The organism is Mycoplasma sp. 6243 (assembly GCF_051200785.1).
Taxonomy (GTDB): Bacteria; Bacillota_I; Bacilli_A; order Mycoplasmatales; family Metamycoplasmataceae; genus Mycoplasmopsis.
Map to the genome: position 1 here is coordinate 650,382 of NZ_CP195154.1, position 22,320 is coordinate 672,701.

Annotated in this window: 22 protein-coding genes; 9 read left to right on the plus strand and 13 right to left on the minus strand. The window is 28.0% G+C overall.

Annotated features, from left to right (window positions below):
• The first annotated feature begins 116 nt into the window (after positions 1 to 116).
• From trpS to ACR82Z_RS02685, 3 genes are read left to right on the plus strand one after another with little or no spacing between them, the layout of a single operon-like run.
• Positions 117 to 1,130, plus strand: coding sequence for a tryptophan--tRNA ligase (gene trpS, locus ACR82Z_RS02675; protein ID WP_435128408.1), 1,014 nt, complete (start codon positions 117 to 119; stop codon positions 1,128 to 1,130).
• Positions 1,117 to 2,865, plus strand: coding sequence for a threonine--tRNA ligase (gene thrS / locus ACR82Z_RS02680; protein ID WP_435128411.1), 1,749 nt, complete (start codon positions 1,117 to 1,119; stop codon positions 2,863 to 2,865). Before trpS ends, thrS begins: the two co-directional genes overlap by 14 nt.
• The gene (locus ACR82Z_RS02685; protein WP_435128414.1) at positions 2,858 to 3,307 is read left to right on the plus strand and encodes a hypothetical protein; all 450 of its coding nucleotides are present in this window, start codon (positions 2,858 to 2,860) and stop codon (positions 3,305 to 3,307) included. The genes thrS and ACR82Z_RS02685 overlap by 8 nt, the downstream gene beginning before the upstream one ends.
• Positions 3,308 to 3,320: 13 nt before the next feature.
• Here ACR82Z_RS02685 and ACR82Z_RS02690 read toward each other — a convergent pair whose 3' ends face one another.
• The 5 genes from ACR82Z_RS02690 to ACR82Z_RS02710 all read right to left on the minus strand — a co-directional run bounded on the left by ACR82Z_RS02690 (position 3,321) and on the right by ACR82Z_RS02710 (position 9,016).
• A complete protein-coding gene (locus ACR82Z_RS02690) occupies positions 3,321 to 3,827 on the minus strand; it encodes a hypothetical protein (RefSeq protein ID WP_435128417.1) in 507 nt (168 codons plus the stop codon).
• Positions 3,827 to 5,812, minus strand: coding sequence for an excinuclease ABC subunit UvrB (gene uvrB / locus ACR82Z_RS02695; RefSeq protein WP_435128420.1), 1,986 nt, complete (start codon positions 5,810 to 5,812; stop codon positions 3,827 to 3,829). Before uvrB ends, ACR82Z_RS02690 begins: the two co-directional genes overlap by 1 nt.
• A 72-nt stretch (positions 5,813 to 5,884) precedes the next feature.
• The gene (locus ACR82Z_RS02700) at positions 5,885 to 6,859 is read right to left on the minus strand and encodes a DHH family phosphoesterase (protein ID WP_435128423.1); all 975 of its coding nucleotides are present in this window, start codon (positions 6,857 to 6,859) and stop codon (positions 5,885 to 5,887) included.
• Positions 6,850 to 7,821, minus strand: a complete 972-nt coding sequence (locus ACR82Z_RS02705) for a DHH family phosphoesterase (RefSeq protein WP_435128426.1) — start codon at positions 7,819 to 7,821, stop codon at positions 6,850 to 6,852. The genes ACR82Z_RS02700 and ACR82Z_RS02705 overlap by 10 nt, the downstream gene beginning before the upstream one ends.
• Complete coding sequence (locus tag ACR82Z_RS02710) at positions 7,808 to 9,016, minus strand: hypothetical protein (protein ID WP_435128428.1); 1,209 nt, start codon at positions 9,014 to 9,016, stop codon at positions 7,808 to 7,810. The genes ACR82Z_RS02705 and ACR82Z_RS02710 overlap by 14 nt, the downstream gene beginning before the upstream one ends.
• Before the next feature lie 315 nt (positions 9,017 to 9,331).
• Here ACR82Z_RS02710 and ACR82Z_RS02715 point away from each other — a divergent pair, with 315 nt between their 5' ends.
• From ACR82Z_RS02715 to pgsA, 6 genes are read left to right on the plus strand one after another with little or no spacing between them, the layout of a single operon-like run.
• Positions 9,332 to 9,553, plus strand: a complete 222-nt coding sequence (locus tag ACR82Z_RS02715) for a hypothetical protein (protein ID WP_435128431.1) — start codon at positions 9,332 to 9,334, stop codon at positions 9,551 to 9,553.
• A gap of 9 nt (positions 9,554 to 9,562) precedes the next feature.
• Complete coding sequence (locus tag ACR82Z_RS02720) at positions 9,563 to 10,144, plus strand: diadenylate cyclase (protein ID WP_435128434.1); 582 nt, start codon at positions 9,563 to 9,565, stop codon at positions 10,142 to 10,144.
• 2 nt (positions 10,145 to 10,146) lie between these two features.
• Positions 10,147 to 11,733 carry a magnesium transporter gene (gene mgtE / locus ACR82Z_RS02725; protein WP_435128437.1) on the plus strand — a complete coding sequence of 529 codons (1,587 nt, stop codon included), beginning with the start codon at positions 10,147 to 10,149 and terminating at the stop codon, positions 11,731 to 11,733.
• Between the two features lie 2 nt (positions 11,734 to 11,735).
• Entirely contained in the window at positions 11,736 to 12,086 is a 351-nt protein-coding gene (locus ACR82Z_RS02730; RefSeq protein ID WP_435128440.1) for a hypothetical protein, read from the plus strand.
• An 8-nt stretch (positions 12,087 to 12,094) separates the two neighbouring features.
• On the plus strand, positions 12,095 to 12,739 hold the full coding sequence (locus ACR82Z_RS02735) for an MHJ_0274 family protein (protein ID WP_435128443.1): 645 nt from the start codon (positions 12,095 to 12,097) through the stop codon (positions 12,737 to 12,739).
• On the plus strand, positions 12,726 to 13,376 hold the full coding sequence (pgsA, locus tag ACR82Z_RS02740) for a CDP-diacylglycerol--glycerol-3-phosphate 3-phosphatidyltransferase (RefSeq protein WP_435128446.1): 651 nt from the start codon (positions 12,726 to 12,728) through the stop codon (positions 13,374 to 13,376). Before ACR82Z_RS02735 ends, pgsA begins: the two co-directional genes overlap by 14 nt.
• A 26-nt stretch (positions 13,377 to 13,402) precedes the next feature.
• On the opposite strand, the gene ACR82Z_RS02745 is transcribed toward pgsA, so the two are convergent.
• Genes ACR82Z_RS02745 through dnaE form a run of 8 tightly spaced genes read right to left on the minus strand, consistent with a single transcriptional unit; the run spans position 13,403 to position 22,244 of the window.
• The gene (locus ACR82Z_RS02745; protein WP_435128449.1) at positions 13,403 to 14,668 is read right to left on the minus strand and encodes a hypothetical protein; all 1,266 of its coding nucleotides are present in this window, start codon (positions 14,666 to 14,668) and stop codon (positions 13,403 to 13,405) included.
• Positions 14,655 to 15,035, minus strand: coding sequence for a hypothetical protein (locus tag ACR82Z_RS02750; RefSeq protein WP_435128452.1), 381 nt, complete (start codon positions 15,033 to 15,035; stop codon positions 14,655 to 14,657). The genes ACR82Z_RS02745 and ACR82Z_RS02750 overlap by 14 nt, the downstream gene beginning before the upstream one ends.
• A gap of 17 nt (positions 15,036 to 15,052) precedes the next feature.
• A complete protein-coding gene (gene fmt / locus ACR82Z_RS02755; protein WP_435128455.1) occupies positions 15,053 to 15,889 on the minus strand; it encodes a methionyl-tRNA formyltransferase in 837 nt (278 codons plus the stop codon).
• Positions 15,889 to 16,818: a hypothetical protein gene (locus ACR82Z_RS02760; RefSeq protein WP_435128458.1), complete on the minus strand. Its 930-nt coding sequence runs from the start codon at positions 16,816 to 16,818 to the stop codon at positions 15,889 to 15,891. Before ACR82Z_RS02760 ends, fmt begins: the two co-directional genes overlap by 1 nt.
• Positions 16,818 to 17,798 carry a hypothetical protein gene (locus ACR82Z_RS02765; protein ID WP_435128461.1) on the minus strand — a complete coding sequence of 327 codons (981 nt, stop codon included), beginning with the start codon at positions 17,796 to 17,798 and terminating at the stop codon, positions 16,818 to 16,820. The genes ACR82Z_RS02760 and ACR82Z_RS02765 overlap by 1 nt, the downstream gene beginning before the upstream one ends.
• A 54-nt stretch (positions 17,799 to 17,852) precedes the next feature.
• Positions 17,853 to 18,434, minus strand: a complete 582-nt coding sequence (locus ACR82Z_RS02770) for a dephospho-CoA kinase (RefSeq protein WP_435128464.1) — start codon at positions 18,432 to 18,434, stop codon at positions 17,853 to 17,855.
• The gene (locus ACR82Z_RS02775) at positions 18,410 to 19,297 is read right to left on the minus strand and encodes a 5'-3' exonuclease (RefSeq protein ID WP_435128467.1); all 888 of its coding nucleotides are present in this window, start codon (positions 19,295 to 19,297) and stop codon (positions 18,410 to 18,412) included. Before ACR82Z_RS02775 ends, ACR82Z_RS02770 begins: the two co-directional genes overlap by 25 nt.
• Complete coding sequence (gene dnaE / locus ACR82Z_RS02780; protein ID WP_435128470.1) at positions 19,290 to 22,244, minus strand: DNA polymerase III subunit alpha; 2,955 nt, start codon at positions 22,242 to 22,244, stop codon at positions 19,290 to 19,292. Before dnaE ends, ACR82Z_RS02775 begins: the two co-directional genes overlap by 8 nt.
• Between the last annotated feature and the right edge of the window lie 76 nt (positions 22,245 to 22,320).

Here is a 22,320-nt window from a genome sequence, read left to right on the forward strand (position 1 = left end):
GATAAATAATTATTAAATTTCTTCATTTAAAAATAAGATTTTAAGCTAAGAAAATTTACAATATAATCAACTTTTTATTTAAAACATATAAAATATAATATTATTTTGGGAGAACGATGAAGCGATTTTTAAGTGGGATTAAACCAACAGGTAATTTAACATTAGGAAACTATATCGGTGCAATAAAAAATTTTATTAATCTACAAAATGAATTTCAATCACTGGTTTTTGTAGCAGATTTACATGCTTTAACAACTGGTGCAGTTGATCCAAAAGAACTACATCAAGCACGAAAAAGTATTATTTCAATGTATTTAGCATGTGGATTAAATGCTGATAAAACTATTATATTTTATCAATCGGATGTCTATGAACATACCTTATTGCAATGACTTTGTACTTCTGAAACCACAATTGGTGAACTATCTCGTATGACTCAATTTAAGGATAAATCACAAAAACTTAAACAAGGTAATGGTACTGAAAAAATTCCATCAGGACTTTTGATGTACCCTACATTAATGGCTGCTGATATTTTGCTTTATAACCCTGATTTAGTCCCTATTGGTGAAGATCAAACACAACATCTTGAATTAACACGCAAAATCGCTGATAGACTTAATAAAAACTATAAAATGGATTTTAAAATCCCTGATGCATATATCGCAAAAGTTGGTGCAAGGATTAAATCTTTAAGCAATCCAAATGTAAAAATGTCTAAATCTGAAAGTCAAAGTGACAAAGGTGTTATTTACTTGCTTGAAGATCCACAAAGCGCTTATAATAAAGTTCTAAAAGCTGTAACTGACTCAGAAAACAAAGTATATATTTCTGAAGACAAACCTGGAATATTAAACTTATTAAACATCCATGCAGCATTAAATAATATTACTTTGCAAGAAAGTGCAAAAATGTTTGAAAATGCAAATTACAAAGAATTTAAATCTGCTGTGGCTTTAGATGTGAAAAATCTATTAATTAAAATTCAAGCAAATTATCACGATGCTTTGATGAAAGTTGATTTAGTAGCAGAGCAAGGAGCAATTCAAGCTAAAGCAATAGCAAAACCAATCATAAACAAACTAATGCAAAATATGGGATTTAACGGAGAAAACGATGAAAGCAGATAAACATTTAAACCACACTACATCGCATCTATTAGCAGCAGCAATTTTAAAATTATATCCAAATACTAAATTAGGTTTTGGTCCTGCAACTGATGAAGGTTTTTATTATGATTTTGAATTTTTTGAACCTTTTTCAGATACACAATTAGCTAAAGTTGAAAAAATGATGAAAAAGCTTGCAGCAAGAAATTTAATTATGCAGCAAGTATCTATTGATGAATATGATTTTATCGATAAACCATATAAAAAAGAATTATATAATGAATTAAAAACAGCAGGAAAAGATATTACTTTTTATGCATTAAAGGACCCACAAAATAATGAAACTATTTTTGTGGATCTTTGTGCTGGTGGACATATTGAAAATACTAAAAATATCAAACATTTTAAACTTTTAAACCTTGCTGGTGCATATTGAAGAGGTAATTCCGATAACATCCAGCTCACTAGAATTTATGGTACATCGTGAGAAAATGCTGAACAACTTAGTGATTATTTAGCCCTTTTACAAGATCGCAAGGAAAGAGATCACCGTAAAATAGGTAAAGAATTAAAGTTATTTATGTTTAATAAACTCGGTGGACAAGGATTGCCATTTTGATTAGAAGATGGAATGTATATTCATAATGAAATAAGAAATTTAGTATTACAAAATGATCGAAAATATGGATTTACCGAAGTTTTAACACCACATTTTGGAGAAAAACAACTTTACCAAATTTCTGGTCACTTAGAACACTACCAAGATGATATGTTTAAACCTATTTATATGGATGAAAATGAACAACTTATTGCACGTCCGATGACTTGTCCGCATCATATCATATGCTATAGCAGTGAAAAACGCTCATATCGCGATTTACCAATTCGTTATAGTGAACAATCACAACTTTATCGTTATGAAAAATCAGGTGCTTTAACAGGATTAGAAAGAGTTCGTGGAATGCTACTTACTGAAGGACATCTTTTTGTAAGAAAAGATCAAATAGCATCGGAATTTAAATCCATGTATTCACTGATTAAGGAAACATTACAAGCATTTAAAATCCAAATTAGTTATGTTTCTTTATCACTTCGTGATAAAACAGATACTCAAAAATATTATAATGATGATCAGATGTGAGACGAAGCAGAAGCACAATTACGCGACGTGCTTAATGATTTAGGTGTAAATTATGTCGAAAAAGTTGGTGAGGCTGCTTTTTATGGACCAAAAATGGATATTCAAATTTTTACAGCACTAGGACACGAAATAACAGTTTCTACCTTACAATTAGACTTTTTACTACCACAACGTTTTGATATCACATTTACTAATTCAAACAATCAAGAAGAAAGACCTGTTTTAATTCACCGTGGTTTAATCGGAACCTATGAAAGATTTGTTGCTATTTTAATCGAGCAAACAAAAGGAGTTTTACCTTTTTGACTGGCACCTAAGCAAGTTACTGTTATCCCTGCAACAAACCATAATGGTGACATTGAATATGCAAAAGATATAAATGATAAACTTTTTGCTAACTTCATCAGATCAAAAGTAGATTTAAGAGATGAAAGATTAGCTAAAAAAGTACGCGAAGCACAAATGTCTAAATCGAAATTCCAAGTAATAGTAGGTGAAAAAGAAAGAATCACCAACCAAATTTCTTATCGTGCTTATGCAAGCGAACAAACTATTACAATAGGTTTAAAAGAATTTATGCAAATGCTTTTTAAACTAAAGGAAAACCGTGAATAAAAAGACTCGTAATTGATGAGTATTAGGTTTTAACATTTATTTTGTTGCAATAATTATTTTTATAGTTATTTTTAGTGGTAAAGTGGTTCCTTGAAGGATAATAACTAATTTTGTCGTTCCAGGATGAGTATTAATTGTGCTTTCTACATTGGTAACTATTTTTACCTTAATTCCTGTATTTTTACTTATTTTTTATAAAAAATATAAAGCATATCATTTTCAGTATTTAGTTATGGTTTTAGGTCTTTCTCTAACAATAGCATGAGTTCCAAGTGCTTATAATGAAAATAAGGATTTACAGTGATCGTTATACCAATATGATACTATTCCTGTATTCTTTATTTATGTTTTATTTTACTTTTTAGGTTCTTATTATATAAATCCTAAAAACATTGAAAAACTTCGTAATAAATACTTGAATAAACAAAAGAAAACATCGTAATATTACGATGTTTTTAATCTGGGATATCACACCCATTAAATGGTTCAAAATCAAAATAAATCTTCTTTAATGCTTGTTTTTTATCAGTATCCTTTAATATATCAAATTCTTCTACTAGTACTAACAAATCTTTTGTTGAACCATCAACATAAGCAAGTCTAAAAATCTGTTTTGCTTGCTCTAGAATGTTTTCTGCCTGTGAATTTGCTTGATACTCAAAGGTAGCATCGAGTTCAAACAACTCTTTTATCTTTACGAATGCTTGTTCTCTTGCGAGATTTTTACCAACATAATTAAAGTCTTTCAAATAATAAAACATATAAAAAATGAAACGATATAACGGTTTTGAAAAACCTGCATTTGAACGGTAATTATTTCAAGTTACTTCGTGATAAACTGGATTATTTTTATCAACTTCAATAGCAAACACTTTTAAAAAAGCATTGTATACTGAAACAACATCCACAGAGCGAATTTGGATGACATCAATGTCATCTAAAATATCTTGATATTTATACATTATTCTCCTTTTTGCAGCTCAAACATCATATCTCGCAACTGAATAGCACGCTCATAATCTTGTTGCTTTGCTGCTGCTTCCATTTGTTTTCTTAATTCTTTAATCACATCATCTTTTTTAGCAAATTGATTTTCTTTGGTTTGTTTTTTCTTTCTTAAAATTAAATCTATTGCTCCTTGCATCCCGTCAGCATAAATAGAAGGTGGTATTGCTTTTGTAATTGTTTTAGGAGTTATATTATGAATTTTATTATATTCAAGTTGTTTTTGTCTTTTTAATTTGTTGTCATCCAAAGTAATTTGGATTGCTTCAGTAATATTATCCGTATATAAAACAGCCTGTCCATTTGCATTCCGTGATGCGCGTCCGATAATTTGGATTAATGATGAGGCAGTTCGCATAAAACCTTGTGCACCAGCATCTAAAATTAAAACTTTTGATACTTCTGGAATATCAATTCCTTCACGTAGTAAGTTAATTCCGATTAAAACCTCGATTTGTCCGATACGTAATTTACGAATCAGTTCGTTTCGTTCAAAGGTATTGAATTCCGAATGAATATATGCCGCCTTTATACCAAGTGAAATAAGATATTCAGTAATCTTTTCTGAACTTTCTTTAGTAATAGTAATTACAACAGTTTTGCCACCACTTTGTCGTTGCTGAATAATAGTATCATGAATGTCCTGAATTTGGTTTTCAGTGGGTTTAATCACCACCGCTGGGTCAGTTAAACCTGTTGGTCTAATAAACATCTTAGTTACATTATTTTGTGCCTTATTTAACTCGTATTCAGCAGGAGTTGCTGAAATATAGATTTTAAAAAAATCAAAATTATTTTCAGTTTCTTCAAACTTCAAAGGGCGATTTTCTAATGCAGAAGGAAGTCTAAATCCGTAATCTACTAAGGTTTGCTTTCGCGAATGATCCCCTTTATACATTGCATTAAGTTGCGGAATAGACATATGCGATTCATCGATAAAAAACAATGATTCAGGGGGGAAATAATCTAAAAGCGTGTATGGTCGCTCACCAAAAGTTCTACCATCTAAATACATTGAATAATTTTCTATCCCTTTGCACATCTTAAATTCAGATAACTCATCTAAATCATTGCTAATTCTTTGATTCAGTCTTTGCGCTTCCAGCAGTTTGTTTTCTTTATAAAAGTCAGCAAGGCGTTGATGTAATTCAGAACGGATTTTAGGGATAATTTGATCATATATGCTATCATCGGTTGCATAAGCATCTCCGGGAACTAGCACAAAGATTTTCTTTTTTTCAATTACATGTTTATTTAAAGCATGAATAATAGCTATTTCTTCAATAATGTCATCAAAAAAACTAACTCGCACAGCAACTTCTTCATTATCTGATGGTCTGATGATAACTTCATCACCTTTAACAGAAAATTCACCAGGCTTTGCTTCAACATCGTTTCGGTTGTATAAAATTTTAATAAGTTTATAAATAAAATCTTTTTTGCTTATTTGCAATCCTACATAGAAACGATAAAAAGATTCACGGTATACATCTGGATTTAATGCACCATAAATCGCACTAACTGATGCTACTACAATCACATCTTTGCGAGTAATCAATGAGTTTATTGCACTCAATCGCATTACTTCAATTTGCTCATTTGTACGCGAATCTTTTTCTATATAAGTATCTGTATTAGGTTTGTAAGCTTCAGGTCTAAAGTAATCAAAATATGATATATAGTATTCAACAGCATTATCAGGAAAGAAGTTTTTTAATTCAGAATAAAGTTGACTAGCTAAGGTTTTATTGTGCGATAAAACTAAAACAGGTTTATCAAACTCTTTAATCACATTTGCTATTGTAAAGGTTTTTCCAGAACCAGTGACACCATGAAGCACTTGATGTTTATGGTGCTTGTTTATGCCGTTCACAAGAAATGATATAGCCTGTGGTTGATCACCAGATGGTTGATACTGCGCATTTAATTTGAAGATACTCATATGATTTTATTATATCACATTTGCTAAAAACTATAATTAGCATAGAAAAAATGCATAAAAATGCACTTTTTGCTATTCTTGCTCACTTGTATATCTTTCAACTTCATAAGCACAATCATCAATCACTGATTCAACTTGATCAAAACTATCAATAATGCAACCAGCGGCGCGTTCATGACCACCACCGCCTCATTTTAAGGCTACATTACGAACTATTGGACCATTTGAACGAAATTCAACACGCACCCTACCATCTTCTTCTTCTAAAAATTGCACTCAAATCGGAAACCCTTTGATATTCGCAATCGAATTTACACGCAATGAACCTTGAGAAGTTTTTCCATATTTTTTTGTGGTAAGCAAGTCATTTTGAATGTATGCTACCCCTTCGCGAGTTTTTAAAGTAGACATCAATCAGGCATTAAATTTTAAGTCTTCCAAGGTTGTTTGAGATAAATTCTTATGAATAAAATCTGCATCTAATCCTGCTTGATATAAATGTGCAACTAAATTAAAAGTCCTTGCACAAGTGTTATTATATAAAAAGCGTCCTGAATCGGTATAAATCCCTAAATATAAATAATTAGCAGCCTTTGGTGTTATTTTTCAATTGCTTTCAACTGCTAATTCAGTTACCATTTCATCAGCGGCTACATATGTTGAATCAACCCATCTAATAGCATTTTCCGCTAAATCATCTTCATTAGGATGGTGATCTATCCTAATAACTTGAGCAAACAAGTTTTTATCTAAAACATCACTAAATTCAATTCTCTCTTTGAAATTAGCATCCACAACAATCCCAAGTGATTTTGCCAAGATTTCATCATTAGGGATCAAATCGTGTTCAAAATTCATAAACTTAAAAGCATCTTGATGGTCACCAATTGCATAAACCATCTTATGTGGGAAGTTATCTTGAATTAACTCTTTTAGTGCAAATTGTGAACCTAGACAATCTCCATCGGGACGAATGTGATGAAAAATAACTATATTATCATATTTTTCAATTGCATTTTTAATATCTGTTAAATTACCTACTCGCATTTTTCCTCTCAATCACTTATGCTTTGATTCAAGTCCTTTAAAACATCATTAACTTGGTTTCAGTTTTCTAATGTAATTCCTGCTGCATTATCGTGTCCACCACCATTATATTTGTTTGCAACAACATTTACTAACGGTCCACTTGAACGTAATCTACCACGTATTCTACCATCTTCAAGTTGGATAAATAAAGCTCAACATAAATTATTTTCAATATTTGCTAACTCATTGACATATAATGCTGCCTGTAAGGAATTGATTTCAAATTCATTTAAAAAATCTTGTTTGATTTCATAATATAAAACTCTGTTTGATTGTTTGAATTCTGAAAGAATTTTACCAATTATTTTTATATCTTTTAAACTTCTCTTACTTAGTTGTCTCAAAATGTTTTGTGGATGGAACCCATTTTGCATTAAAAATGCTACAAGTTGATATGTTCGCTGCGATGTGTCAGGAAATAAAAAGCGTCCTGAATCTGTATTAATACCTAAATAAATATGTTCTGATGCACGCTTTGATACTTTTCAACCTGCATCATAAGCTAATTGTGCAATCATCTCTGCGGCCGCTACATAATGCTCATCAATTCAATTATATTCATAATCAATATCTGCTTCATTTGGATGATGATCAATTCTTAATCTTGCAGTAGTTAATTTTTGATATAAAAGTTCAGCACACCGAATCCGATCTCCACTTGATGCATCAACAACTATTGCTAATGAATTGTTAAAATCGATGTCTTCAATTTTATCAAAATCATAGTTCATAAAATCAAAAACGCCTACATTATCACCTACCGTATAAACTTTTTTATTTGGAAAGTTTGTTTTAATAAGTTCTTTTAAACCAAATTGAGAACCTAAACAGTCACCATCAGGACGAATATGGTGAAAAATAATTATATTTTCATATTTATTAATTGCATCAATTGCTACTTTTGAATTACCTATTTTCATATTGCTCCTTACTGTGCTTATCTATGTAATTATTTATTTTCTGCATCATCTGTTTTTTAAACTCATTAGTATTATATCCATCGTTAAATATATTTAATAATTTCTTATAAATTTGTTCATTCGATAGATTATTTAAGTTGTTTTTAAATTTATTTAGTTCGGTGTTATTAAAAACATCTGAATTTTGCATATTTAAAATCAAGTTATTAATTTTATCATTTATATCCTGTTTTGAAAGCATTAAATCACTCATAGTTATATAATACACATCTGAAAATGTAGTTAAAAAGTTAAAATAATTTTTTATTTTTAGAAAATCTGATTCACCCAAAATCGGTTCAAATGATAATGTTTTAAAAAACGATGTATCAATTGCCTGGAATATTTGTCTCATATCATCAAAAAATGGTCCAAAATATGCTATAAGTTCTTTTTGAACTTTTAACAGTTTTTCTCAATTTGACTGTATATTAGTCAAATTAGATTTTTCTTTAACATTTTGACTAATCAATTGCTGATATTTCTTCAATCTTTTATCAAGGTGATTATTAGAATTTACATTCTTTGCTAAATTATAAAATAAATTCTTTTTTCCTTGGTCTGCAAGTGTGATAAAACCTTGGAATTGATTATAAAAAATATATATATCTGAATTAATATCTCTTGGAAAATATTGTGAATTTATATCTATAAAATGATTATACAACAATCCTTGTGATAATAAATTAAAATCCCCAAGATATAAAAAATCATTGGTTGTGTCTTTTAAAGAACGAAAACGATTCTCGTTTTCTCCGTGTATAAACTTATATTTTTCTAAAAAAGTTAATGAAGCAATACCTTGGTTTGGATCATTTATTTTCTCTAGTGGGATTATAGATAATTCGTTCTTTAAAAGATTAAATAATTTATGTTTTGCCTGTATCGATGCTGCAAATTTTGTTAAATCTTTTGCTGCAATTTCTCCGCTTCCATGTCTTAATTGCTCAAAAGTTTGCTTAAAAGAATTATCAAAATAGGTAACTAAGGCAAGTAAATATTTATATCTCGGATTATTTTCTTTTCTTGTATTAAGATAAAAATTATGAAAATCCTTTAGTTCAGATTCAACGCTAATCGAACTACATGAAACAGTAGTTAAAAAAATTGATGGGAGTGAAAATCATAAAAGCAGTTTAAATTTCTTTTTAAACATATATATTAATTCTATCATTTTTTGGTTTTTTTAATTAAGAATTTGTCTAAATTAACAAACTAGAATATGAATACTTCTAGTACTTATATCTTATTAACTGTGAAATTTATATAACTTCTGCTAAATTTTCCTTTTTGTTATTTCATTATTAATTATACTTTGATAAGTTTTGATATATATTTATATATGTCATTCCAACATAATACATAACAAGTTATTATCTAAAGCGACTATTTTAACTTATTTTTTAATAACAAAAGAAAGAAAAAAATATATAATTATAAAACTATATAATTATAAAAATTAGGGGGATTTATGGAAAAAAAAGATAAATTTGTGCAATTTAGGCAAGAAGAAATTGCATATGCAATAGCAAAAGCAAAACAGAAACAACAAAAACAAATCTATAAAGAACAACAAAAACAACTCCCTTGAATTAAACGTGATTTAACAAAAAACTTATTTATCTCATTTTTAGTTTTAATTTTGATTATTGGTTTATTATTAATAGCATTCTTTATCGGTAAAACCTTATAGGAAGTTATCTTGGATGATGCAATTTTAGTATTATTAATAATTATTTTAATTTTATTAACTGTAATTATAATAATAATTTTATGACCTACCATACACACATTTTTTAGTTCAAAATTAAAAAAGAATAAATATGATAAACTCGGTAAAAGTAGTCAAATCCGTTTAATCAATCAGTTGCGAGAAACAGTTGAATATTTATCAAAACATAAAATAGGTGCATTAATTACCATTGAGAACACAGAAAATATTGATAATTTGAGAACTGATGGTGTTGTTTTAGATGCAAATATTTCTAGTTCTCTGCTTATTTCAATTTTTAACAAAGAATCTCCTTTACATGATGGGGCAGTAGTAATACGTGAAAGTCGGATATATTATGCTGCTACATTTTATAAAATTACAAGTAAATCAGTAAATGCAGATTACGGTTCACGTCATCGTGCTGCAATTGGTATTTCTGAACAATCTGATGCAGTTACAATTGTTGTTTCTGAAGAAAATGGTTCGATAAGATTTATGAAACGTAGTAGCATTGAAATAATTAAAATGAATGAATTTCAAGAACAATTGATTAAGTATCTTAAGGAGTAATTATGGAAAACAACACAGTTGAAATTACCCTTGCTACTCTTATTGGTAAACTTCGAATTTTAACAAAAGAGAAAAGTGTTAAGAAAATTCGGGATCTTGAAGAAGATACACCACATGCTGACTTCGCTAAGGCGGTTGAATCACTTCCTGACGAACATCAAATTTATATTTTGCGTATTTTAAAAACTGAAGAAGCTGCTGAAGTTTTTTCATACTTAGATGATGATGTAAAAATTAAACTTGTTAATTTATTTACTGATGACTTAGGACAGAAAGTTTTGCAAGAAATCGAGACTGATGAATTAGCAGACATTTTAGAAGAATTACCAGCAAATTTAACTCGCAAAATTCTTTCACAGACACCTAAGGAAAAAAGGGAAAAAATTAATCAAATTCTTTCATTTAATGATGATCAAGTCGGAAGTTACATGAGTGTGGATATTTCAATCCTTAAATCCAATTGAACTTGTAAAAAAGCGATTGCTAAAATTAAAAGAGATTATAATCAAAATATTTTAATGGGTTATAATTTTTACATAACTGATCCACATGGTTTTTTATTAGGTGATGTAACATTAGAAGAACTTGTTTTTTCCGATGAAGATGTCTTACTTGAAGATATATATAATGCTGTTGCAAGTGTTAAACCTACTGATGATAAAGAATTTGCAGCACAGGTTTTTTCAAACCATGATAAAGCAACTTTACCAGTTGTAACGAGTGATAACCGACTTATCGGGATGATCACTTCCGATGATGTTATCGATATTATTCAAGATGAAGCAACTGAGGATATTTATAAAATGGCTGGTATTAATGCTGATGCAGCAGAAGAAAGTTATTTAAAAACATCAATTTTGAAAATTATCAAATCCCGTGTTTTATGACTTATTATCCTTATGCTATCTGCAACTGCATCACAATTTATTATTCAAGAATTTACAAATCTTTCTGAAAATGTCATAAAAGGACTTGGTATTACTGTATCAACAGCGATTATAGTTTCACTTATTCCTATTATCTCAGGTGCCGCCGGAAATGCCGGTTCACAATCGTCAACAACAATTACCAGAGCTGCTGCATTAGGTGACTTTACTAAAAAAGAATATCGAAAGGTAATTTTCAAAGAACTTAATGTCGGTTTGATAATTGGTGCAATAATGTTTACGGTAAATGTTATGCGTCTATATGTTTATTATGGTATTTACAGTGCTTCACCAAAATTTAAAGATGAAATTGGTGACTGAGTAACATTATCATTTATCATTATTGCTAGTTCTTTATCTTTATGATTTGTAGTAATTTTTGCTAAGTTTTTAGGAACTACTATTCCACTTTTAGCGATACGCTTCAAAAAAGATCCTGCTGTTATGTCAGCACCTATTTTAACCACTCTTTCTGATGCTTTATCAACCTTGGTTTTCTTTGGACTGAATTTATTTGTTTTATGATTTGCCTGAAAAGTTGGTATCATATCATCAAAATCACACAACGAACATCATAGCAAAGAATTATTAGACATCGGCATCCCGATAATTCAAAATATGAATATTTATACACCTATTAATTTACCAAATCTAGGAGTTTAATTATGGATAATACAGTAGATATTGAAAAATTAAAGTTATTAGCAGAACGCTATAACGAAATTAATGATGAATTAAAAGAAATAAAAAAGGAGATGAATCAACTTGTATCTGGTACTCAAGTTGCTATTCACGAAAGACTTTCTGATGGTGGATTCGTAATATATGAAAAACCTGAAAACAAAGAAGTGATTAGTAAAAACTTAATAAATGCAATGCTTATCGATATAATTATGCGCTTAAGTAAAGGTGAGCTAGAGAAAGCTCCAAACATTGAAGAATTGAAAACTCAAATCGCTTTAGGTTGTCGACTTGAAAAAACATTTAAATGAAGATTACAAATTAAAAGAAAATAAGGAGATATATGAATATTATTAGGTTTGAAGAAACCCCGACTGCAAACCAAGGCTCAGTTACAACTAATACCACTGCTTCTCCGTTTGGTGGTAGTGGGATTATTATATGAGTTATTTTTGGTGTAGTTATTCTTGCACTAATAGGTTATTTTGTTTATCAATCAATTAAAACTAAGGTTGAAAACAAAAGAACAAAGGCTGCTGCTGCTGAATATGAACGAAATTCGAAGTTATATTGGTATGAGACTACTGTTAAGTTAAATAAATTGATTGATTTAAATCACCAAACACATGAAAATTTTGTTGTAAGTATTGGTGAATACAAAATGTCACATATCAATATGGCTACAAAAAGCCTTCTTAATGATATCTTAGATGAATATGAATTTAAAAATTTTATTATTCAAAATCCTAAATTTCAAAAAGAAGTGCAAGAAATACAGATGCTAAGAGATTTAAATTCTAATCTTTGAGAAAAGAAATTTAGTATTCTGCTTGCTGACTTTAAAAAATATGTACCAGAAGCACAAAAAATAGCAACGGAAGCTGCACGAACAAATGTAGATGATTTAAAAACGCCTGAACAAATCGAATCTGCTTTTGAAGAAAAATATAAAGAAAGATTATTAGAAAAACGTAATGCAATGAATTAAATCATTTAATGTTCCTAATAAACTTACTTTAATAAGAATTATTTTAGTTATACCAATTATTATCCTTATCAGTATTAATGCAACGATTTTCTTTGCAAATAAAGATGTATTAAATCAAACTAATTCGCTTTTAGCTATTATGTATTTAATTTTTAACATCCTTATTTTTATTATCTTTATCACTGCGATGATTACTGATTATTATGATGGTAAAATAGCACGTAAAAACCGTATTATTACTGCTTTTGGTAAGTTATGAGATCCTCTGGCTGATAAAATAATGACAACTTCTGTTTTAATTTATCTTTCTGTTATTTCTTATACGCCAATTTGGTCAACAGTATTATTCATATTACGTGACATAATTGTTGATGGATGTCGTGGGTTATTGATAAAAAATAATCAGGAAATTTCAGCAAACTTTTGAGGTAAACTAAAGACTTTATTAATGAGTTTTGCTATACCTATATTACTTTTATTTGTAATTATTATGCAATTTATACCTAATATTTCATATTATCATAGTTATTTATATTACTGAATTTATATAATAAACATTCCTTTATTTATAGCACAATTATTCTCGTTATTTTCTGGATATATTTATATAAAATTAGCAACAAAATTTTTCTTTTAAGACAAAAAGTTGGTGTTACCAACTTTTTATGTAAATAAATCTAAATCATAATAAATTGCATATAATATTTTGCTTCAATATAACAAACCAATTAGTTCTCCAAATGCTTCTTCATCGTTATTAGCTATTTCTATCTCAACAGATTTAGAATCATCAATATATGAAATAAAATAGTTATTAAAAGAATTAAGACTGGTATTTTTAAAGGCATGTAAGGTAAAATTAGAAAGATTTGATAATAAATCATCAAAATCAATATTTGAAGATAATTGATAATCAAAATATTTACGTTTAAATACAAAATAAAATAAGGTTTTTGGTAAACCGTTTGATAAAATAGATTGACCTATGCTAGAAATATCCCGAGAAAAAACACAACTATCATTAAAAACTTTTTTTCTTACTGTAAGCATATTAAAATGGTAAGCAAACACCTTTGATAAATTTTCTAAAAAATCATCATAACCAACAAAGATATTTAATGAAATATCTTTTTTTGTGTTGTTTGCTTTATAAAAATTAACTAAATGTAAAAACAAACCTAGTGCTTTGTTAAAATATGAATCGTTTGCATAAATACTTTCAGAAATGTTTTTATACCCGTGAATTAATTTATTTAAATTTACTCCTTGTGTAGCTAATAATACTAAATATAACTCTGAGAAAAAAGAAAATTGGTTATGAACTGATGATGAGACAAACAATATATTAGAATCAGGGATATTATATTTTGCTAAATTAGCAAACCATTCTTTTTTACCAATAAAATAAATAAGTTTTTGCACAAAAAATTCACTTGCATGCTGGTTAAATTTTGATAGAACTAATTCAACCAGCCATTTACTTTTTAATTTATTGATGTTATCAAATACATCTAAAAATATTATTCCTGTATGTTTTATATCACAGTGATGAAAATATGCATAAATCTTAGATTCAATGTTAACTTTTGTATCTTCGTTATTAATAAAAATTAATTTTATCTTTACATCAGAATAAAAATCATATTTACCAAAAATAAATTCAAGTGCTGATTGAAGCATCAATTGTGTCTGTTTTGATGCTATTACTAGCAAATATTTAATATTATTTTTATATAATAAATTACAAAAATTAATAATATTATTAAATCCTTTAACACTATAATTTATTGCTATATCATCAAATCCTAGGTGTTGTGAACCTTTAAAATTTAAACTTTTAAGTTTACTGATAATGCTAGTGTTAAAAATGTCTAATTCTTTTTGTAGATATTTTGCTTTATATAAAGTATTTATTTTAACCTTTGACATCTTTATTTACATCCTGGTTATTTTCTCGTTTTGCAAATTCCTTGATGCGTATGTTCATATAATTAATTAAGTTTTTAAAACCTTTTGAAGTTTCTTTTAATCAATAATTTCCATATGTTCTTAATTCATTAGGATGATTTTTTTTATAACTTCCATATCCATAGTTTTTGTTTATATTAAAATATAAACAGACAAAATTTACGATATCTCCTATTTTGAATATATCGTAAATTTTGCAAGGTTTATAATCGCTAATATCTTCGCGATAAATAAAAAACTTAGTAGAATCCTTGGTTTGCAATGAAACATATTGTGGACCTACTTTAAACACTTTTGCTATAACAATATCACCGACCTTGTATTTCATTATATAATTATATCTTATTATTTTAAAATTACCCGTCTTTTAGATTCGAATTGATAATCACTAGCATATAATGAACCGTCACTAAAATCTAACTTTATTGCATTCTTAATTGGCTCAAAATAAGCATAATATACTTTCAAGCGTTTATTTTGATAAATTATATATGCACCCGGATTGCTTGAAAAACAACGTATGATATTAAATGCTTGTTGTTTACTCATATAACTAGTTAAAAGTGCATCATCTTTACTTAACTTAGGAGACAAAACTACTTTGGATACGTCTTGTTTTATAGGATTTATTTTATTCAACTCTATATCTTTTAGTCATTTTACTATATTTTCAGAAGCTAAATTTGAAAGTTTTTCAAACATTGTTTGTGATGTATCTCTTGGTAAGATAGCAATTTTTGATGTAAACAGAATGTCTCCTGCATCAAATTCTTTGGTCATATATATTAGTGAAATTCCTGTTTCTGAATCGTTATTTAACAAACTATATTGAATCGGTGCTGCTCCACGATATTTAGGAAGTAAAGAACCATGAATATTTATAGATGCTATTTTTGGTAAATCAAGAATTTTGGTCGGGATATATTGACCGAAAGCACAAGTTAAAAATATATCAACTTGATATGATGCTAACTGCTCATAGATTTGCGATATTTTCTGGGGTTGATATAAAGGAATATTATATTTTTTTGCAAGTAATTTCACTGGTGTAGGATTTACTTTATATCCACGTGATGCTGGACGATCTGGCTGACTGACAATGGCAACTACATCAAAGTTATTTATCACTTGTTCAAAGGGTTTAACAGCAAATTCAGGTGTTCCTGCTAAGATAATTTTCATTATTTATCCTTTTTATTACCAATTCATAAGGAACGATAGTTTGATAGTTTATTTATAAGCATTAGTATTTTTTTAGCCATCGGTGTTAATCCGTTTCGATCATCTTTATACCCGTCTTTGAAAAACTGTTTATCCAGTAATTCAGGGGTATAATAAGAACCGAAAATAACTATTTTTTTATTCGCTACACATTCTGTTAATAAAGGTTCTAAAAAAGTTTCTAAAAATCAATTTGAAAACTTTTTTAGTCCAAGTTCGTCAAAAATAATTACATCTAAGTACAAAATACTGGTTAAAAAATCATTAATTTCACTTACTATATCTTCGCTATTGCGTCTTATGAAAGTTTTTGAATATGAATCTAAATTATTAATATTTAAATAGGCAACTTTTTTATTCATTAAAGCAAATTCGTTAGTCAAAGCTGATAACATTAGATTTCGTGAACTTTCTGCATCACCGTATAAGAAAAACCCACGAAATTTATTTTCATTAATTAATCATGGTGAATTTATTTCCATCATATGTTTAAATCCACTTTCTGATTCTGAGGTAATTTGTAAATGTGACAAACTTTCAGATGTCATCGGTGAAGAAATGTATTTAAATTTTATGTTATTCAATAATTTATAGTCAGTTATATAAGGTGATTTGTGATTAAGTGTCTTGGTAAAATTTATTTGACCATTATACCCACGTTTAATATTTGTAATAAATAAACGATTCGGGTCATTTTGTTCTTGAACATAGTCAATTAAATTGGCATATGAATTAATAATATCATTCTCTGTAAATGCTAATGTTTTAAAAATAGGTGATAATATTGGATTTTGTTTAATTTCATTAATAACTTGTTGTTTTGATGGTAAATTTGTTAAAGAAAGATGTGGGTTTTGAAAATTAGATCTGGGTTTTGAAAAATCAAACATTAACTAGTCTTTCTAGTAAGAAAATCTTGTTTTAATACAGTTTTTTGCTCAAAAATATGGGTGTATCTCTTATCAATTTTTAATTTACCATCTAAATATTTTTCAATATCTTCAAATTTAAACAAGTTTTGTGAGCTTATTTCTAAAATCATTGTTCAGATGTGTTTATGTCACTTATCGCTTTTATATTTTAAACGTGCTATATACATAATTAAGTTTAAACATTTGCTTTCTGGAATTCTATCTGTTCATGTTTTTAATGAAATTTCATCAGCTGATGAAATTTCTTCATTACTTAGTTGTTTAAAAAAAGCCTGTGGTGTAAGTTTTAAAATTGCTTCATATGCATTAGAATATTGTACATTTCCTATTTCTAATGGAATAGGAAGGTTATGTTTTTTAGTATAAACCTTAATTTCTTGATCACTTATTAAAGTAGCACCTTGATTCATAATTAATTTTCTTTCAATTTGCTCTGATTCTGTTTGATTTACAGTTGAAAAAACACTAAAAAAATCTGATGTAATATCTTCATAATTAAATTCATATGAAGACACAATTTTTTGCCTTCTGGATTTTATGAACTTATCAAAATTTATCTTCCCTATTTTACTTACAATTAAATTAGTCAAAAAGGTATTTCGCTGGATATTTTCAGGTGTAAGTGGTTTTTGAATTTCAAAAATTGTTAAGGCTTTTTTATTATCTTTATATGTATTAATCAAACCAGCTCCTTCTAAACGGACACGAGCCGATTGAAGTTGTGATTCGTGTATATTTATAAAAATTGCTAATGTTGAAAAATCATATTCAACCACACTATAATCTTGCCCACCTGCTAAATCCAGTAAATACTCGTATAAACATACTCCTTCAGGGCCTAAAAAACTTCCATAAAATTGTCTTAGGTTATGTAAATCATCTGTAGAGATATTAAAATTTTTAGAAATAACAAAATTATTATATTCCAAATGTTGCATCAAACTCATCTGGTACTCCTTTTTAGATAATCAGGTAAGAATAATTTTAAATACTTATTTATATTTTTGCAGAATTTTCATAATTTTTTGCTTAGTATCACGACTTCTCATAGGGATATTCACAACCCTTTTGTTTCTAAAAAATTCGTTTTTAGTTCATTTATAGTTATTTTTTTTATCTAAATACTCAAAAAATGACTTTTCCACAAAGCACTTATTAACAAATTCCTTGCGCTTTTTCGGACATATAGACATATTTCAAATTTCATCAAAAAGGTCACTAAAATCTGTTATTTGAGTAAATAAAATTGGTATTTCAACAAAATCAAATGTTTCTTGTAGTAATTTTGTTTTTAAATATGGATATAAAAGTCTTTCAAGAGTTTCAAAATTGTTATAATCAAGTGCTAATCAATCTTTTAAAACTTGTTTTGATATTCTACCATCCTTTATTAAAAACTCTCCGATGCTGCATTGTATTAGTTTGATAAAGGCTAAATCATTTTGATATATATTTAATACATATTCATCCATATTTATGGTTTTATAGCCCAAGGAAGCTAATGTGTTAAGAAAATAACTTTTTCCTGAGGCGATTCTACCTACAATTGCTATTTTTTTAGTTTTATTAGTCATGATTTTACCGTATTAAGTTGTAGTTGATCAAGAACATCATTTGCAGCTTCTAAATCGATGTTGAGCAGATATTTTTGGATATTCAGATCAAAATCACTTACATCTGTGTTTAATTTTGCCAGTTCATAGCACATTTTTCCATCACTATAACCTGCTAAAAGTTTTTCTTTAATTGATTTGGTAAAGAGATTGCTGTTTACGATATTTTTATAGATATTATCAAAGTCATTGAAAGCCTTAATTAACTTAATTGCTGTTATATCACCAATCCCACATACTCCAGGTAGATTATCCGATGGATCACCTTTTAAACCTTTATATGTAGCTATTTGATTAGGTTTTATATGATAAAATTCAACAAAATTTTGCTCATTAATATGAAGATATTCATTTTTTTTATTCAATATAACTTCAACATCTGAACTAACTAATTGTAATAAATCTTTATCGGCTGAAAAAATAAACTTTTTACCTGGTATTTTTGTGACATAAGTTGCAACAAGGTCGTCTGCTTCATCGCCAAATTGCTGAAATCATGGTAATTTTAACACACTTAAAATCTCTTTGATTTTATCAATTTGCAAATATAGCTCATTCGGAGATGAAGCACGACCTGATTTATACTTACTATATTGCAAGTGTCTTTTCGTTTTTCCTGGTGCATCAAAAGCGATGAAAAGGTATTTTGGTTTTATGTGTTTAATTAACTTAATAATTTGCATTAAAAATAGTTGTAATGCATTAGTTGGAAAACCTTCATCGTTTCTTAAAATATTAGTTAAATCGCCTCGATATGATGCATAAAAAGATTGAAAAATTAAATAATTTCCATCTATTACTAATGAAATTTCTTGCTTAGTCATTGATTAGCTCCTTGTATTCGATAAGATTATAAAATCCGTTGCGCTTTTTTACAAATGCTCGAATTCGTGTTTTTGGTTTTCGATTTAATAAATTTTTTATATTTTGACTTCAACCTTGCAGTTCTACAACCGCTGAAATATCTTTAACTTTTACCTTTGTGTGTCTAGGATTGTTTCCGTTTTTAACTGATAAAATCTCAACATCGATTCATAAACCTACTTCATTAACATTAATCAGACACGGAATATGATCATCTTTTAATTTTTTTAAATATTCTTTATTATCCGTTGTATATTTGGCCCCTAAATATTTAATTTCATATGCTTCTTGCTCGGTTAAATCTTCGGTAACTGGTGGAAATATCATTTGTGATACCTGTGCATTTGATATATATGTTAATAAAAAATCAAAATCATCTAAATTTTCCGAACTTCTTTTTACTTGCATCTGATAGGCGGCAAAAAGTTCATTAATAGTTGGAATCATAGTAAGTAAATATTTAACTCCGCCAAAACTTCTGAAAACTCCTGCTTTAATTAAAATATCTATAACTGCTTCACCAATACCTATCCTTTTTAATCTTAAAATAGCAGTTATAAAATCAGGATAATATCCGTAATTACTGCGTTCACTGATAATCTTAGTTACAGCAACCGAACCAATACCTTTGATAATCTGCAAGGAAAGATAAATACGATCCTTTCAAAACACTGCTGAGGTACTAGAGATATTAATATCAGGAGCTACAACTAAAATACCTTGCATATAAGCCTCTTCTGAATATCTTTTGATATTTGATGAATCCATCCCTGCATCTGATAATAATGCTTGATAAAAAATTTGTGGATAGCGTGTTTTATAATAGGCTAATTTATATGCTATCAATGCATATGCGACAGCATGAGCTTTGTTAAATCCGTAATTTGCAAAACTTTCTATTTTACTATAAATTTCTTCAAGCTTTTCTTCTGGAATATTATTTTTTAGTCCACCTTCAAAGAATAAACCTTTTAATTTATGTAACTCTTGCTCATCTTTTTTAGAAATTGCACGACGTAAAAGGTCTGCTTGTGAAAAAGTCATCCCTGTCAATTTTTGAGCTATTTGCATAATTTGTTCTTGATATACTATAATCCCATATGTTTGCTTCACAATAGCATCATAAATCGGATGTACTTTTTCGATTAAGTGAATATTCTGTTTATTTTTAGCGTATATCGGTATATATTTTGCAGGTCCTGGTCTAAATAGTGAAATAATTGCATAAATATCATCAAAACTATCAACATGCACTTGTTTTATAGTTTGTCTCATTTTAGGAGATTCAAGTTGAAAAATTCCATCAGTATATTGTTTGTTTAATAAATCAAATGTTATTTTATCATTAAAAAGTGAATAAGATTGATTCATTATATTATCAAAATGGTTTTCTTCAGGTAGTTGGTTTTCAATTTCTTGTATAAAAGTAAGGTTTTTTAGTCCTAAAAAGTCTATCTTAATTAAACCGAAACGTTCTAAATAATTCATTGTCATTTCTATTTGTTGAAAACTATTATCATTATAATGAGTTGCTACTAATTGATTAATTGGTTGATTTGCAACCACTACACCAGCAGCATGTAAACCAACCTGTCGTGGTAGTCCTTCAATTTTTGATGCTAGTTGATGTAATAAAGGAAATTTAGAAATATGTAATCTATATTTTGAATTATTTTCGTAAGCATCTAAAAGGTTTTTATCATTTAAACTTAGTGTTGATGCAATGTTATCTATTTCAGTTTTGCTGATATTGATTAAATTTTTTGAAATTAAATAACGAGCAACATCGCGAATTGAATTTTTACTAGCCAATGTCTGAAAAGTCGATATTAATGCAAAATTTTCGCATCCATATTTTTGTTTTAAATAACTTAATACTTCATCGCGACGGTTATCTTGAATATCAATATCAATATCAGGTAATGACACACGATCGACATTCAAAAATCTTTCAAAAAGTAAGTCAAATTCAAGTGGATTAATCGATGTAATTTCTAATAAATATGCTACCAAGGAACCTGATGAACTACCCCGACCTGGTCCGATATTTATCTTATGCTCGCGGGCATAAGAGAGTGCATCATGAATAATTAAAAAATAATCAATAAATCCAAGCGAATCAATCACTTTTACTTCATGTTTAATTCTTTGAATAACTTGTTCTTTATCATAATGTTTAATTAGTTGCTGGTAGCGTTTACCTAATACCTTTGACTGAAATATTTCTTTGGAATTTTCGGAAAACTTTGCTAATTTGATTTTTGAATCAGGTTTACTAATTGATATTGATTCAACTATTTTTAGCATATTTAGATAAACTATCTCATCAATATCTTCAAATTCATTATCATCAAAATAATCATTATATACTCTTATTGTTTCGTTTTTGCCTGCTATAAAAGTTAAGATAGGTAATAGTTCATTGTCTTCAAAATGTAGAATCCTTTTGGTTGGAGCATAAACACTTTGATGATGTAATACTTTTTTTGAGTTAAGATAGAAATTATCTAAATAATAATCTAAATTAATTTCTTTTGCTATATGTCCATATTCATCATGATCAATTAAGTAAATATCATTATTATCAAGGTAATAATAATCAGGGATTTGACTTTGTGAAATATTTGTAACGATTTTATATAAGTAATTTAATCCATTATTATTTTTTGCTATAGCAATAACTCTAAAACCTTGGATAAGTTCTAATTCAACTCCTATGATAGGTTTAAAATCATATTCATCCATAAATTCTCAATAATACTGCAAAGCATAAAAATTTTGAAAGTCAGTTAAGGTGATATATTCTTGATTCATTAGTTTGCTTAAATGCAGCAAATCAGCAACCCTAATTGTAGAATTTAAAAATGAATATTCAGTATTTGTATGTAGATAGATTTTTTTTCTCATATTTAAATTCTATTATATTTATTTTTTAAATAAATATAATAATATTATTAACATACTTATTCACAAGTTATATATA